Origin of the sequence: Constrictibacter sp. MBR-5 (genome assembly GCF_040549485.1) — a bacterium.
In the GTDB taxonomy this organism is placed as follows: Bacteria; Pseudomonadota; Alphaproteobacteria; order JAJUGE01; family JAJUGE01; genus Constrictibacter.
On the sequence record NZ_JBEPTK010000001.1, the window covers coordinates 421,874 to 434,694 of the forward strand.

Below are 12,821 nucleotides of genomic sequence, written 5' to 3' on the forward strand. Positions count from 1 at the left end.
AGGCCGCGCCGTGCTCCTCCGCACCATCATCGGTACCGACATGCGCGACGGCATGCGGCGGGTGCGCGAGCAGCTGGGCGACGACGCCATCATCGTGCAGGTCGAGGACCTGGAGGGCGGCGGCGTCATGCTGCTGGCCGCGGCGGACGGCAGCGTGCCGGTGGCCCAGCCGCCCGCAGCGAGTGCGCCTCCGCCCGAGCGCCCGGCAAAGCGGCCTGGACTGACGAAGCCGCAGTTCCCGCCGGCGCCGAAGCCGGCCGCCGAGCCCGCGATGGCCCCCGCCCCGCCGCCCCGCATGGGAGCGGAGCGGATCCTCGACCGCGTTGCCGAAGCGCTGTCGTTTCACCGCGTGGCGCCGCCGATCGCCGAGGCGCTGATCGACGCGGTCGAGGCGGGCGACTGGAGCGATCCACAGCAGGCCCTCGCCGGGGCGCTCGGCAGCGCGCTCGGCTTCTCCGACACGCCGCCGCCGGCGATCGCGGCGCCGATGCTGCTGGTCGGCTCGGCCGGCACCGGCAAGACGGTGACGCTCGCCAAGCTGGCCGCCGAGGCGGTCATCGCCGGGCGGCGGATCGGCATCGTCTCCGCCGACATCGGCCGAGCCGGCGGCCTCGCCCAGATCAACACCTTCGCCGAGGCCCTCGGCACCGATGTGCTGCAGGCCGTCGGCCCGCGCGACATCCAGGACGCGATGATCGCGCTCGGCGGCTGCGAGGCCGTCTTCGTCGACACGCCGGCCGCCACGCCCTTCGTGCCGGAGGACGTGGCCGACATCGTCAAGCTGGCCCGCGCGGCGCGCGGCCAGATCGTGCCCGTCTTCGCCGCCGGCAACGACCCCCTGGAGAGCGCCGAAGCCGCCGCCGTCTGGCGCGAGGCGGGTGCCGCGCGCTGCATCGTCACGCGCACCGACACGGCGCGGCGGCTGGGCGGACTGCTCGCCGTGGCGGCCGCCGGCCTCGTCGTCTCCGACATCGGCGTCTCGCGCGCCATCGCCCACGGCCTCGCCGCGGCGACCCCGGCGCGCGTCGCCGAGATGCTCCTCGCCGCCCCCGGCGTCCCGTCCACCCAGAAGCGGTCCGTCCGATGAGCGACCCGAACACCGACCCCGCCGTTCGCCGCACCGGCGGCGCCGGCCGCATCCTGGCCGTCGCGTCCGGGAAGGGCGGCGTCGGCAAGACCTGGTTCTCGGTCACGCTCGCCTCGGCGCTGGCCCGGATGGGCCGGCGCGTCCTCGTCTTCGACGGCGACCTCGGCCTCGCCAACGTCGACGTCCAGCTCGGCATCGTCGCCAAGCGCCACCTCGGCACCGTCCTCGCCGGCACGGTGACGCTGCAGGGCGCCATCACCCCCTACCCCGCCGGCGGCTTCGACGTGATCGCGGGCAGCTCCGGCTCGGGCAGCCTGGCGAGCCTGACGCTGCCGCAGCTGATCGAGATGGCGCGCGCCCTGCGCGAGGCGGCCGCCGGCTACGACGACACCATCATCGACATCAGCGCCGGCCTGGACCGGACGGTGCGCCGCCTCTCGCAGCTGGCCGGCACCTGCCTGGTCGTCACCACCGGCGAGCCGACGTCGATCACCGACGCCTATGCCTTCATCAAGCTCAGCCACGCCGAGCGGCCGGAGGGCGACATGCGCATCGTCGTCAACATGGCCGAGACCCGCGCCGAGGGCGAGCGGACCTATGGCGCGCTGCTGAAGGCCTGCCGCAGCTTCCTCGGCACCGAGCCGCCGCTGGCGGGCATCGTGCGCCGCGACCGCAAGGTGCCGGACGCCATCCGCCACCAGACGCCGCTGCTGGTCCGCCACCCGGGTGCAGAGGCGGCCGTCGACGTCGAGGCTGTCGCCGAGCGGCTGCTCGCACCGCGATGACGACCGTCGGCGGGCCAGCCCCCGGCGCCGTCCCCGCCGCGGCACCCGTCCAGCCGGTGGCCGAGGTCGGGCCGCAGGCGGCGCGGCCGGAGGGCCGGCCGCCGAGCCCGCAGGGGCCCGCACAGGCGCCCCAGGGACCGCGGGTCACGGCCCGCCTGCCGGCCGACCTCTATCTGCTCCTCCTGCGCGCCGGCCCGCTCACCGCCACGGTCGAGGGGCGCAGCGGCGCCGGCGAGACGGTGCTGCGTTTCGCCGACGGCCGGACGGCGGCCCTGCCGCTGGGCGACGCCTTCGCGCGCGGCGCCACCCTGCTGCTGCGCGCCAATGCCGACATGGCGCGGCTGGAGGCGCTCGTGACGCTGGCGCCGGCCGACCCGCGCGCCGCAGCCAAACCCGGCGAGACGGCGGCGCCCCAGCCGGCGAAGCCGGCGTCCGCCGTGCCCACCGCCCCGCCGCCGCCGGCGACGGCCGAACTGGTCGCACCGCCGCCGGCACAGCCGGGCCGGGCGGCGCCGCAGTTCGCGGCCGACCTGTGGCCGGGCGACCGCATCATGCTGCGCCTGCCGGACGCCGCCGGCGGACGGCCGGTGCCGGCACTGGTGCTCGGCGGCGCGCCGCTGCAGCCGGTGCAGATCGCGGGCCCGTTCGGCCGCGCCGCACTCGACGCCTCGCAGCCGCTCCAGCCGGGGCGCAGCCTGCCGCTGCTGCCGGCCAGTCCCCTGCCCGGCCCCGTCGGGCCACTCGGCACGCTGGCGGCACTCGGCAGCGCCTGGCCGCGGCTCGAGGCGCTGTTCGGCGCCACGCCCGGCGCACCCGCGGGCTTCGTGCCCGGCGCGCCGCTCCAGGCGCAGCTCGCGCCGGCCGGCGGCGCGCCGCTCTCGATCGAGCAGGCGGCGCAGCTGATCCAGGCGGCGCACACGGCGGCTCACCCGACGGCGCTGGCGGCGCTAGTGCATGCCGCGCTGCCGGCCTTGCAGAACGGCCCGGCCGGGCTGGCCGAGGCGCTGTTCTTCATGTCGGCCGCGCGGCGCTCGGACCCGGCGCAGTGGCTGGGCGACGACCTGATGCGGATCGCCGCCGATGCCGAGGGCGGCCAGCCGCTCGCCCGCATGCTCGACGACTTCGTGCGCATCGGCCGCCTGCCCGACGCCGACGGACCGTGGCAGAGCTGGCTGGTGCCGTTCTGGGAGAACGACGCCCTGCGCCAGCTGCGCATCCACCTGCACCGCCGCGGCGACGGCCCCGACCAGGCCGGCGGCCAGCGCTTCCTGGTCGAGACGGAGCTGAGCCGGCTCGGCGCGCTGCAACTCGACGGCTTCTTCCGCGAGCGGCACCTGCGCATCGTCCTGCGCTCGCAGCGGCCGCTGCCGCGGGCCGGCCAGCGCGACATCGAGGACGCCTTCCGCGACCGGCTGCTGTCCGACGACCTGACCGGCGAGATCGCCTTCGACGGCACCGGCCGCTTCGTCTCGGTCGACTATGCGCCGGAGCCGATGGAGGGCCTGTTCGCCTGAACGGTCCTTCCCCGGGCGTTCAGGGAGCATTGCCGAACATTCCCTTTCATTCCTTTTCGCTCCTTTTCATTCCCTGCGCCTGTGTTTCCGGCCAGTCGTTTCCGGCCCGGCGGAGGGCGGGTCCGAGACGGCCCCGGGCGAGTGCGCGACATTCCCTTTCATTCCCTTTCATTCCCTTTCCTTCCCGTTCATGGGTCGGTCGGCGAACGGCCTCGTCTTCACATATCCGACAGCGTCCCCGGCGGCGGCCGGCCGGTCTTCACAGATGGCACCTGCCGAGGCCGAGGCCAAGCACGATAGCGGACCATTTACCTATGCGTGCCGCACAGCGCATCGCACCGCCGGCCGAACCGTCAGCTCTTCGGGAACTCGACTCGCGGCCCCAGCGTGGCGGTCACCTTGCTGGCGTCGAACACGTCATTGCGGTCCGCCGGGCGCGCATCCAGCATTTCGATCGTCGCGAATGCCTCGTAGGAATCGCGGGTCACGACCTGCGGCCGTTGCCAGTAGCCGGGCAGCGTCGAATAGTAGGGGAAGCCGGCGAAGCCGGGGCCATAGCCGAGGCCGGCCCCGTAGCCGTAGAAGCCGGGGGCAGAATAATAGCGTTCGACGTCGACCTGCCGTTCGGTCTCGTCATCGACGACGGCGAAGTAGGGGTGACCGGTGCGCTGGGCGAGTTCGGCCGCGTGGAACAGCAGATAGGATTCGACCGTCTCGCGCGACGTGGCGGCGTTGCCGTCGAAGCTGACGCGGTAGCGGTTCTCGGACAGCTGCGTCGTGCGATAGCCTTCGTCCGTGGGCGAATCCGCCTGGCGGTAGGTGGTCGGTCCGGCGCAGGCACCGACCACCATCGCGGCGGCGAAGGCGGCGGCGAAACAGCCGAGGCGGCGGCGGTCGTAGGTGCCAGTGCGTGTTCTGGCCATCGCTGAACTCCCTGTGGCTGGTCTCGATACCCGCCAAACAAGGACCCGCGACGATAGTGCCACGCTGGCGGCAAAAAGGCCGGCCGCAGGCCCCGTGGCCGGTCCCGCCGCGGAGGCGAACATCGCTTCTCGTGCGGCGACGGCGCGGCGCCCGGTCCCGTCGCGGTCGTGCGGTACCATATCGGGCCGAGACCGATGACGGGCCGCGGATGCGGCTTCTGCAACGCGAGGTGGCGCATGACGGATATCGAAATGCTCGACCGGGACTGGCCCCTGCCCGGCCGGTTCGATTTCGAGGGACAGGCGGTGCGCTGGGGCACCCTCGGTCCCGCAGAGGGCAGTGCGGAGGCGCTGCCGCCGCTGGTGCTGCTGCACGGCACGCCCTTCTCCTCGTGGGAGTGGCACCGGGTGGCACCCTGGCTGGCGCGGCGGCGGCGGGTGTTCTTCCACGACATGCCGGGCTATGGCCGCTCCGACATGCGCGACGGGCAGGACGTGTCGCTGGCCGTGCAGGGGCGGGTCTTCGCGGCGCTGCTCGACCATTGGGGCATCGCGCGCCCCGACACCCTGCCGCATGTGGTGGTGCACGATTTCGGCGGGGCGACGGCCCTGCGCGCCCACCTGCTGCACGGGGCCGCATACCGGTCGCTGACGCTGATCGACGCGGTCGCCGTGCGGCCCTGGGGGTCGCCCTTCGTGCAGCATGTGCGCGAGCACGAGGCCGCGTTCGCCGGCATGCCGGCCTATATGCACGCCGCCTTACTGCCGGCCTACGTGCGCACGGCGGCGCACCGCGAACTCCCCGACTCCGCCCTCGCCCCCTATCTGGCGCCGTGGCTGACCGCGGCCGGGCAGCGCGCCTTCTATCGCCAGATCGCGCAGATGGACCTGGCCTATACCGACGAGGTCGAGCCGCTCTATCCGACGATCCGCTGCCCGGTGCAGGTGGTCTGGGGCGAGGCCGACGCCTGGATCCCGATCGAACGCGGCCCGGCGCTCGCCGCCGCCATCCCGGGCGCGCGCTTCCTCGCGGTGCCGCACAGCGGCCACCTGATGCAGGAGGACGCGCCCGAGGCTATCGTCCACGCGGTGGAGGGATTCGTGGGGGAACTGGACGCGGCGGGAGACAAGCCACAACCTTGACGGTTATTTCTCCCGCGCGACGACGCCCTTGTTGCGCCACTGCGTGTGAATCATGCTAAATCCCTCGGAATCGTGGGGGGAGAGGGATCGGCATGTCGCAGCGGGACCAGGTGGCGGCCGTCGTGGGCGACGGCTGGTGCTTCCGGCGCGGGGTGCGCGGCATGCCGGCGGTCTGGCGGCACCTGTTCTTCAGGACGGCGGATTTCTTCGCGATCCTACGGTCGAGCGGGAAGCCGGGCGTGCGGACGGCGCTGCTGGTCTTCGTCCTGTCGACGGCGACGGTGACGGCCGCGACCGTCACGCTCGATGCGCTGCTGACGGCCATGCTGGCGCGACCGGGCGCGCGGACCTACGACCCGATCGGCGCCGAACCGCTCGCCTGGCTCGAACTGATGCTGATCGCGGGCGCGGTCCTGGCGGCGGTGATCTACCCCCTCGCCACCGGCTTCGCCGCCTGGCTCCTGCGGCACAGGCCCAGCCTGCGCAAGATGTTCGTCGGCACGGTCTATATCGGAGTCTATCTCCAGGTGGCGACGACGCTGATCGTCCTGTGCTCCGTGCCTCTCGCGCTTCTGGGCGGGATCCGACTGATCTACATCGTCTACGAGACGATCAACTTCCTGATGGGCTACCGCGTCACGCTGCAGGACCCCGAACTGCACGTCTACATCTCGCTCGTCTTCCTGTGGACCGTGATCGCCTATCCGGCCCTGGCGGGGGCACCGGCGATGTACATGACGGGCATCCACCCGGTGAAACTGTACGCGGTGCTGTTCCTGGCCTTGCTGACGATCCCGGCGCTGGTCCTGCTCGTCTGCTTCGGCGTCAGCGTGGCGTATTGATGGTGGAGTCTGCGGCCATGCTTCGAGACGCGGCCTGCGGCCGCTCCTCAGCATGAGGGGCGGTGGTGCGGCATGGTGGGGATGGCCGGTGTGTCCGCCAAAGCGGCCCACGCCCTGAGGAGGCCGCGAAGCGGCCGTCTCGAAGGGCGCGCCCCGCGCATCCACGGCGCCACGTTGACCCGCCGCCGGCCGGGTGGTGTGCTGGCGGTCCAACCGCGCTCAGGCGAAGGCAGTCATCCGATGATCGAGACGAGGCAGGTCGAGACGTCACCCGGCATGGTGTTCGACGTTTCGGTGGCGGGCGATCCGGCGGCGCCGCTGGTGCTGATGCTGCACGGCTACAACGTCTCGCGGCACCTGTGGGACGCCCAGGTGCCGGCCATCGCGGCGGCGGGCTATTTCGCCGTGGCGCCGAACCAGCGCGGCTATTCGGCCGGTGCGCGGCCCGACCCGGCGGACCATGACCAGTACCGGCTCGACCTGCTGGTGCAGGACGCGTTCGACATCGTGGCGGCGCTCGGCCACGGCGAGCGGCGCTTCCATCTGGTCGGGCACGACTGGGGCGGCAGCCTGTCCTGGGTGATGGCGTGGCGCCGGCCGGAACGGCTCGCCTCGCTCACCATGTTCTCGCGCCCGCATCCGGGCGCCTTCGCGCGGGCGATGCGCGACGACCCAGAGCAGCCGCACCGCTCGCGCCACCACAAGGCGTTCCTGGAGCCCGACGCGGGGCCGAAGCTGCTCGCCGACGACGCCGCCATCCTGCGCACCCGCCTGGAGAAGTCCGGCGTCCCGGCCGAGATGATCGCGCGCCACATGGCCGTCCTCGCCTCGCCGCCGGCGATCGAGGCGGCGCTCGCCTGGTACCGCGCCCGCGGCGAACGCGACCCGCTCGGCCCGATCGCCGTTCCCACCCTCTTCGCCTGGGGCGACGCCGACGACACGGTCGGCCGCATGGCCGCCGAGGGCACCAGGGACTTCATCGCCGCGCCGTACCGGTTCGAGGTCCTGCCGGGCGGCAGCCACTACACGCCGAACCAGTTCCCGGAGCGGGTGACGGAGCTGGTGCTGGAGTGGGTGGGGACGCATAGGAGGTGATGGGCGGGATGCTCTCATCACCGTCATAGTTGGCACCCCTATTGCGAACGCTGCCGGTTCACTGGATACGAGCGGGGGTCAAGGCGGCGTTCGGAGGCCACACCATATCTGCAGGTGACGTATTGCCTGTATTCGTCGCAAAGCGCCACTGGCCGCGCTGAACCGGCCGGCAAAAGCGAACGCGGTGCACAAAATTAGGTCTGTGCGCGAAAACCGAGAGCCCGCTCCTTAACCTCGCCCACCAACCCTGCCCCCTTCACTTTGTCTCTTGTTATTTCATCGATGTTTACTATGTGAGCACACAGATCTCTTATTTTTTTTAACGTGTCATCATCATTGCCACTCATGAAGGATTCTATTTTTTCGCATGTGCTCTTTATTTTGGGCGAAGTCATATTAGGCACGTCCGCGCCAAATACGAAATATTTTATTGCCATAATTATATGCCAGCGCAGTTTACCGAATCGAGCATCAATTTTGCCATTGCTCAACAAAAGACGCAGCCTGTACAGTGTATAGGCAGCTACGTGATACACCTCTTCTTGATATTTCCTATTGAAAACTTGACTTCTCATGTCTCCCGTCAACCTGTTTGGATACCTACTAGCAATCTCTGGTTTATCCAAAAACATTGCAGAGACACAGCGAGCAATTTCTTTTATGTCAAAAACTCGTATGGCTTTGACATTTTCGTGTAGTGCAAATTGATTCTTTCTGCGCTCAAAGTAGAGCCGATAATCTTCTTCAGCCCCTTTCGCGTCAAAATATCTCTCGATTGCCCTTACCGCATCAAGTGTCGCTAAGAATTGGTCTTCTTCAACTTTTGCTTGTCTATTTGTTGACCTAACGATGTCATCAACGACAGTAGGGTCTGATGTCTCTATGATTTTGAGCATTAGCGTCGCATCATCGGTGATCCCCTCTCTATTTTCGAATAAAACATTTGATGTTTGGCACCCATTAACAATCTGAAAATCCTTCATGTATATGTCAAAACCGGATATACGAATATCCGGCGATATAATCGTAACTCCATTATTCAATATACCAAATCTTTTTTGCTTTATTCCGTCACTAATAGTCTCCGCCATTTCCTGATTAACCTCACCATCGACACCAATAAAGTCGCGAACATTTTCTTCAAATATCCTCTGACGAAGTTTTCCATTCTTGTCACTAAGAATTTGATCAATGAAGTCTCTAGCTCTAACCGTGACAACGTACCCCTCTTCAATCTGCGGAGCCCTCGGAAATGCTGCAGAACCTAGTACGCGCAGCGTCGATTCAATCTGCCCCTCTGCCGCCTTCCACATATCAATTACAGAGTCGCGATTTAGTAAAACAACCTCTACATCGCTGAAGTAACCTGTACCCGCCACCGCGTCCTCAAGTGCTTCTCGTGCAGCAAGAATCTCCCGGTCATCTGCCGCGCGCGCCGTGGTGGCAAAATAAACTTGAGCACGCGGCTTACCGTCGCGGATTTTACCAACATTGCCGATTATCGAATCAAATACATCCTTACAGTTTTCCATGTAATCGCTGTTTGGATAGCGATTATTATCGGAAACAAAATCCACAATGGCCGACTGAAAGGTGTTTATTTCAGCCTTACTCCATTTTTCAGATGTCTTCACCTGCGTAAAGGTAATTGTCACATCCGCATCGCGGCGCCTGCCACCAAGCGCCTCCGTCACCTCCTCGACAGAAGATACATAAGAATCGTCAATAAATAGCATCATCCCGTCTATCCCAGGATCATCCCCAGTATATATTAATTCCTTCGGATCTACATTTTCCGCCGAAAATGCCCTAAATACGCAATAATTAACAAATGCTTCAAACACCCTGCTCTTATCGGTGCCGACATCAAACTTCTCATTGAAATTTTTGACGTGCGCCTTAACCACCCGATGCATGAGTGCCTCCGAATTGCCGTGTTCACGCAATTATGCGGGCGCACCACAACCTCACACAAGGCATAAACCGCAGTTTTCCAAAGCGCTGCCGATCCGGTACGGCGCCGCCTCAAACCGGATCCCGTTCCGGGTGTTGGAAACGTCGCGGGTCACGCGGTATGTCATTCCGGATTGTTTCACCGACAGTGCCCGCATGAACCGCTGATTAAGGTAAATCAGCACCACCATGACCGCCCTCCCCGCCTACGCCGGCCTTTTCCTGTCCGCCTTCCTCGCCGCGACCGTGCTGCCGATGCAGTCGGAGGCGGTGCTGGTCGGGATGGTGCTGACCGACTATCCGCCGGTGCTGCTGGTGGCGGTGGCGACCGTGGGGAACGTGCTGGGGTCGGTGGTCAACTGGGCGATCGGGCGGCAGGTCGAGCGGTTCCGGGGCAAGCGCTGGTTTCCGGCGAGCCCGGCGCAGGTCGAGCGGGCGACGGCGTGGTACCGGCGCTATGGCCGCTGGTCCCTGTTGCTGAGCTGGGTGCCGGTGATCGGCGACCCGCTGACCGTGGTGGCGGGGGCGCTGCGCGAGCCGCTGGTCAGTTTCGTCGCCATCGTCGCGGTGGCGAAGTGCGCGCGCTACGTCGTGCTGGCGGCGGCGCCGATGGCGTTCGGGTGAGGTGCCGCGCCGCTATTCGGGCAGCGCCGCGATCTTCATCATCGCCTCGAGCAGCGGGCTCATCTGCGCGTCGCGGCCGAAATTGGCGTGGAAGATCGCGCGCACCGTGCCGTCGCTGAACAGGTGGTAGATCGCGCCCTGGAGCTGGACCAGCAGGTCGGGCCGCGCCGGGGAGACGGCCACCGCGTAGGGCTCGATGGAGAAGAAGACGTTGGACGGGAGGGCCTTGCAGCCCGTCGTGCGCCGGGCCATGGCGGCAAGGATGTCCTTGTCGCCGACATAGTAGGCGATCTTGCCGCTGCACACTTGGCCCACGCCCTCATGGTGGCTGTCGACGCCGGACACCTCGATAGCGGCCTTGGATTCGGTGCCGAAGCGGTGTTGCAGGCGGCTCTTCAGTTCGTTCGCCGGGCCCTCCGCCGTGGTGCCGCGAAGATAGCGGATGTCGATGCGGCCGCTGCCCCGGGCGACGGCGACGTCCGGCCGGTAGAGGTAGGAGGTACCCGAGAGGAAGACGATCTGCGAGAAGCCATAACCGCCGTCGATGCGCGTCAGGTTGATGGTCGTCGGCTCGCACAGGATGTCGACCGTCCCGCCGCTCTCTCCCTTGCCGGCCGCGGCGTCCTCCCGGGTGCCGGCCAGGGACGCGAGGCGGGTCTTCGCGGTCACGGGGATGAAGTCGTAGCGCCGGCCGAGGCGCTTCAGGGCTTGGACGCAGAGGTCGACCATGTAGCCGCGCGGCTCGTTCGCGGCGAGCACCGCGGCGTCGCACGTCCCGCCGTTCGGCACGTCGACATAGGAGAAGGGCGGCGCGTCGCAGCGCACGCCCAGGCGCAGGCGGGCATCGGCATCCCGCCCCGCCGCCGGGGCGGGCACGACCGCCGCACAGACCGCGGCCAGTCCGGCGAGGAGCAGCGTCGCCGCAAAAGGCGCGCGGCGGCTGCCCGGCAGAGGCCGCGAGCCAGTGGCGGCGGTGGCGGTGGCGGTGGCGGCCACGGTCACAGCCCCGGTCACGGCGCCGGGCTCCCGCCGGGGCCGAGGGCCGGCGCGGCACCCCGCATCTCCAGCACGACGCCCTCGTTCACCACGGCGTAGAAGTAGATCTGCACCAGGCCGAACAGGAACCCGATCGTCATCGAGAAGTACCAGTTGAAGCTGAGCCAGAAGTCCGGTGCGCCGCTGGGCGCCGACAGGCAGGCGGCGGCGACCACCGCGAACACCAGCGCCTGGGATCCGCAGGAGACGAGCATGTCGACCGGTCCGATCGGCGTGCGGGTGGCGGCCCGCTGCTCGATCCACTCGACCCGGCGGCACTGCACGATCGCCAGCGCGGCGCCGAGCAGCGGCCAGCACAGGATCGGCGTCATGCCGTCCCAGGTCAGCAGCTCGTTGTAGGCGCCGCCCGGTTCGAACGAGCGCACGGTGCGCACGACGAAGGCGTGAATGAAGAAGAAGCAGCCCGAGGCCAGATAGGCGGCGACGCCCACCCGGAGGAACTGCCTGAACCGGATCTGCCGCGGATGAGGCGGATGCCACCGCCCCTTGGCCAGCCGCGCGCTGCGCACCAGCCAGCCGACCGCGGCGGCCGGCAGGTAGATGGACAGGGCGCCGCTCGCATAGATCAGCGCCGCCAGGAACTCCGGCCCGACCGTCGTCGACGGCACCGGCGCGATGAACCCCAGGGAGGCGGCCATATAGGTTACGACCAGCACGAACAGTACGATGATGGCGACCGAGGCGAGCGTGGCGTCGAGCGCCTGGCGGCCGCCGCTCGCGCGTACCTCGAGGATGCTGGTCGCCAGGGCCTTCGACTTCGCCTCGGCCGGCGGCGGCGCCGAGTGCACGGCGCAGAGTGCAAGATAGAGGCTGAGGATCTTGCCGGCATGCTCGGCGAGCGCCTGCAGCTCGCGCACGTCGTCGGCGTCAAGGGGATCCGCGGTGGCGGCCACGCGATGGCAGAGCAGGTAGAACGAGCGCGTGTCGTTGTCGACGTACCGCTTGTACGCCGCGAAGCGGCTGCGCGTCGCGAAGTCGGGGAAATGCTGCGAGGTGGGGCCGACGAAGAGCCAATGCCGCGCGAGCAGCGCCAGCCGGATCTTCTGGAAGAGGACCTCGACGCTCTCGGTCAGCTCGACATCGGCGGCCTGCAGCTTTGCGGCGACGCGGCGCGCAACCTCGCACTCGCGCCGCTCGCCCTCGCGCAGGTCCTGTTCGTCGATGTCGCCGCGCCGGAGCATGTCGGCGATCTGGATGATGTTGCGCGGAATGCCGACGAGTTGGTGCGCGATGCGGCGCAGGCTCTCGACGACGTCGCCCAGGACGGGGAGCGTCGGCCCCAGCCCGACGATCGCGAGCGCGAAGGCCAGCGGCCACTTCACGTCCTCGCCCGAGACGGGCGCGCCGCCGACGGCGTAGCCCGCCAGGTCGGCGCTGAACAGCGGCGCGTTGCCGACGACGGCCGCACAGAAGGACGCGGTGAAGTAGATCACCAGCAGGATCGAGACGAAGACGAGGTAGGAGCGCAGGAATTCCCCCGAGAGGGAGAAGTTGCGCATGCCGACCAACTCGTAGAGCGTCCTCTCGTCCTCGTCCTCGACCACGATGGGCCGGTTCAGCTGATTGAAGGCGAACCAGCAGATGACCATGACGCCGAGCGCCAGGTACACGAGGTAGTCGAGCCCGACGGGCGTCCCGAACAGGTGAATCGCGCCATTCTCGGCCATCCCGATGCTCCATGGTCCGGACGACGAGGCGTCGCGCCGGGAGCCGGCAGTATGGGAAAGGCGTGCGGCCTGCGGGCGCCGCTCCGGCAGGCGCCGCGGGCCGGCCGCCTACTCCGGCCGGCCTAGCAGCGC

General features: G+C 68.2%; 12 protein-coding genes. 7 read left to right on the forward strand and 5 right to left on the reverse strand.

The window, feature by feature from the left end:
- Window positions 1-10: 10 nt before the first annotated feature.
- The 3 genes from ABIE65_RS01970 to ABIE65_RS01980 are packed head-to-tail and all read left to right on the forward strand — an operon-like array spanning window position 11 to window position 3,386.
- Window positions 11-1,087 carry a flagellar biosynthesis protein FlhF gene (locus tag ABIE65_RS01970; protein WP_354075174.1) on the forward strand — a complete coding sequence of 359 codons (1,077 nt, stop codon included), beginning with the start codon at window positions 11-13 and terminating at the stop codon, window positions 1,085-1,087.
- Window positions 1,084-1,872 carry a nucleotide-binding protein gene (locus ABIE65_RS01975; RefSeq protein ID WP_354075175.1) on the forward strand — a complete coding sequence of 263 codons (789 nt, stop codon included), beginning with the start codon at window positions 1,084-1,086 and terminating at the stop codon, window positions 1,870-1,872. The genes ABIE65_RS01970 and ABIE65_RS01975 overlap by 4 nt, the downstream gene beginning before the upstream one ends.
- On the forward strand, window positions 1,869-3,386 hold the full coding sequence (locus ABIE65_RS01980; protein WP_354075176.1) for a hypothetical protein: 1,518 nt from the start codon (window positions 1,869-1,871) through the stop codon (window positions 3,384-3,386). Before ABIE65_RS01975 ends, ABIE65_RS01980 begins: the two co-directional genes overlap by 4 nt.
- A 353-nt stretch (window positions 3,387-3,739) precedes the next feature.
- Here the strand turns inward: ABIE65_RS01980 and ABIE65_RS01985 are convergent, their stop codons facing one another.
- The gene (locus tag ABIE65_RS01985; RefSeq protein WP_354075177.1) at window positions 3,740-4,309 is read right to left on the reverse strand and encodes a CC0125/CC1285 family lipoprotein; all 570 of its coding nucleotides are present in this window, start codon (window positions 4,307-4,309) and stop codon (window positions 3,740-3,742) included.
- A gap of 237 nt (window positions 4,310-4,546) precedes the next feature.
- Between ABIE65_RS01985 and ABIE65_RS01990 the strand changes: the two genes are divergently transcribed.
- The 3 genes from ABIE65_RS01990 (at window position 4,547) to ABIE65_RS02000 (ending at window position 7,389) form a co-directional block, all read left to right on the forward strand.
- Window positions 4,547-5,452 carry an alpha/beta fold hydrolase gene (locus tag ABIE65_RS01990; protein ID WP_354075178.1) on the forward strand — a complete coding sequence of 302 codons (906 nt, stop codon included), beginning with the start codon at window positions 4,547-4,549 and terminating at the stop codon, window positions 5,450-5,452.
- Window positions 5,453-5,544: 92 nt separating this feature from the next.
- Window positions 5,545-6,294, forward strand: a complete 750-nt coding sequence (locus ABIE65_RS01995) for a hypothetical protein (protein ID WP_354075180.1) — start codon at window positions 5,545-5,547, stop codon at window positions 6,292-6,294.
- Between the two features lie 240 nt (window positions 6,295-6,534).
- Entirely contained in the window at window positions 6,535-7,389 is an 855-nt protein-coding gene (locus ABIE65_RS02000; RefSeq protein ID WP_354075181.1) for an alpha/beta fold hydrolase, read from the forward strand.
- A 194-nt stretch (window positions 7,390-7,583) separates the two neighbouring features.
- On the opposite strand, the gene ABIE65_RS02005 is transcribed toward ABIE65_RS02000, so the two are convergent.
- Both ABIE65_RS02005 and ABIE65_RS02010 read right to left on the reverse strand, forming a co-directional pair.
- On the reverse strand, window positions 7,584-9,305 hold the full coding sequence (locus tag ABIE65_RS02005; RefSeq protein WP_354075182.1) for an AIPR family protein: 1,722 nt from the start codon (window positions 9,303-9,305) through the stop codon (window positions 7,584-7,586).
- A gap of 51 nt (window positions 9,306-9,356) precedes the next feature.
- Entirely contained in the window at window positions 9,357-9,533 is a 177-nt protein-coding gene (locus ABIE65_RS02010; RefSeq protein WP_354075183.1) for a hypothetical protein, read from the reverse strand.
- Between ABIE65_RS02010 and ABIE65_RS02015 the strand changes: the two genes are divergently transcribed.
- The gene (locus tag ABIE65_RS02015; protein WP_354075185.1) at window positions 9,532-9,966 is read left to right on the forward strand and encodes a YqaA family protein; all 435 of its coding nucleotides are present in this window, start codon (window positions 9,532-9,534) and stop codon (window positions 9,964-9,966) included. The genes ABIE65_RS02010 and ABIE65_RS02015 overlap by 2 nt on opposite strands.
- 12 nt (window positions 9,967-9,978) lie before the next feature.
- Here the strand turns inward: ABIE65_RS02015 and ABIE65_RS02020 are convergent, their stop codons facing one another.
- Both ABIE65_RS02020 and ABIE65_RS02025 read right to left on the reverse strand, forming a co-directional pair.
- Window positions 9,979-10,980: a transporter substrate-binding domain-containing protein gene (locus tag ABIE65_RS02020; RefSeq protein ID WP_354075186.1), complete on the reverse strand. Its 1,002-nt coding sequence runs from the start codon at window positions 10,978-10,980 to the stop codon at window positions 9,979-9,981.
- A complete protein-coding gene (locus ABIE65_RS02025) occupies window positions 10,977-12,689 on the reverse strand; it encodes a hypothetical protein (protein WP_354075187.1) in 1,713 nt (570 codons plus the stop codon). Before ABIE65_RS02025 ends, ABIE65_RS02020 begins: the two co-directional genes overlap by 4 nt.
- Window positions 12,690-12,821 lie beyond the last annotated feature (132 nt).

Excerpts from the sequence above, each read along its gene's own strand:
- ABIE65_RS01975 (WP_354075175.1), top strand. The coding sequence starts at position 1,084 with ATGAGCGACCCGAACACCGACCCCGCCGTTCGCCGCACCGGCGGCGCC.
- ABIE65_RS01980 (WP_354075176.1), top strand. The coding sequence starts at position 1,869 with ATGACGACCGTCGGCGGGCCAGCCCCCGGCGCCGTCCCCGCCGCGGCA.
- ABIE65_RS01985 (WP_354075177.1), bottom strand. The coding sequence starts at position 4,309 with ATGGCCAGAACACGCACTGGCACCTACGACCGCCGCCGCCTCGGCTGT.
- ABIE65_RS01990 (WP_354075178.1), top strand. The coding sequence starts at position 4,547 with ATGACGGATATCGAAATGCTCGACCGGGACTGGCCCCTGCCCGGCCGG.
- ABIE65_RS01995 (WP_354075180.1), top strand. The coding sequence starts at position 5,545 with ATGTCGCAGCGGGACCAGGTGGCGGCCGTCGTGGGCGACGGCTGGTGC.
- ABIE65_RS02000 (WP_354075181.1), top strand. The coding sequence starts at position 6,535 with ATGATCGAGACGAGGCAGGTCGAGACGTCACCCGGCATGGTGTTCGAC.
- ABIE65_RS02005 (WP_354075182.1), bottom strand. The coding sequence starts at position 9,305 with ATGCATCGGGTGGTTAAGGCGCACGTCAAAAATTTCAATGAGAAGTTT.
- ABIE65_RS02015 (WP_354075185.1), top strand. The coding sequence starts at position 9,532 with ATGACCGCCCTCCCCGCCTACGCCGGCCTTTTCCTGTCCGCCTTCCTC.
- ABIE65_RS02010 (WP_354075183.1), bottom strand. The coding sequence starts at position 9,533 with ATGGTGGTGCTGATTTACCTTAATCAGCGGTTCATGCGGGCACTGTCG.
- ABIE65_RS02025 (WP_354075187.1), bottom strand. The coding sequence starts at position 12,689 with ATGGCCGAGAATGGCGCGATTCACCTGTTCGGGACGCCCGTCGGGCTC.